Annotated in this window: 2 protein-coding genes; both read left to right on the top strand. The window is 69.8% G+C overall.

The window, feature by feature from the left end; genetic code table 11:
• On the top strand, nt 1-403 hold a 403-nt coding region (locus GH736_RS23465), incomplete at its 5' end, for a LysE/ArgO family amino acid transporter (protein WP_159607473.1).
• Between the two features lie 102 nt (nt 404-505).
• Nucleotides 506-916 (top strand): YciI family protein, encoded by a 411-nt coding sequence (locus tag GH736_RS23460; protein ID WP_159607471.1) that lies wholly within the window; start codon nt 506-508, stop codon nt 914-916.
• Nucleotides 917-1,005: the final 89 nt, after the last annotated feature.

Raw genomic sequence — 1,005 nt, 5'->3', positions numbered from 1 at the left:
GCATCTACTGGTTCGTCTTCACGCAGGTGTTCCAGCGCCCCGTCGGCACGGAGCCCTACATCGTGTTCCTGCTCTCGGCGCTCCTGCCGTGGATGTGGTTCAACGGCGCCGTGTCGGACTCGCCGCGGCCGTGCTGACGTGCCTCGCCCTGACCTGGCTGAACCCGCACGTCTACCTCGACACCGTGTTCCTGCTGGGCTCGGTCGCGAACACGCACGGCGACGGACGGTGGGCCTTCGCCCTCGGCGCGGGCCTGGCGAGCATCGTCTGGTTCTTCGGCTTGGCCTACGGCGCGCGGCTCCTCGGCGGCGTGCTCGGCAGTCCTCGAGCATGGCGCGTGCTCGACGGGGTCATCGCCGTCGTCATGATCGCCCTCGGCGTCTCGCTCGTGCTGCCGCACTGATTGTCCGCGCATCGTCGGCACATCTTCCGCGCAGTGTCGAAATGCGCTTCCCCCGTTCGTCGTGCATGCATACCGTGTGAGACAGCGATCAGAGGAGCACCCATGCGATACATGATGTTCGTGGCCGTCGACCCCGCCGCCGAGCCGTTCGACCCTGCTGCCGACAACGTCGGGGAATGGGTGGCCGACGTCGAGGCCCGCGGAGCCCGCGTCCTCGGCGAGCGGCTGCGACCGGTCGAGGATGCGACCTTGGTGCGCGTGCGCGGCGGCGAACTGCTCGTCACCGACGGTCCGTTCACCGAGTCGAAGGAGTGGATCGCCGGATTCGACATCCTCGACTGCCGCGACCTCGACGAGGCGATCGAGATCGCCGGGCGGCATCCGATGGCCCGCTTCGGACGCATCGAACTGCGGCCGTTCTGGCCGTTCGACGTGAACGAGGACCCGCTGGAGCGGGAGGACCGCGAGGCCTCCGGGCGCGGTCTGCGCACCGAACCGGTGGTGGGTGCATGACGGCCCGGGTCGGATGAGCGAGGTCGAGGACGCGCCGCACGCGCGCGACGCCGCCGCGGCGCTCGCCGACGCCTACCGCGACGAGTGGA

This window comes from Agromyces humi, assembly GCF_009720255.1.
GTDB lineage: Bacteria > Actinomycetota > Actinomycetes > Actinomycetales > Microbacteriaceae > Agromyces > Agromyces humi.
The sequence above is the reverse complement of the archived record's forward strand: the minus strand, read 5'-3'. Positions and strand labels throughout refer to the sequence as shown.

What these genes read in the sequence shown, in the direction of transcription:
- GH736_RS23460 (WP_159607471.1), top strand. Translation starts at nt 506, where the DNA reads ATGCGATACATGATGTTCGTGGCCGTCGACCCCGCCGCCGAGCCGTTC.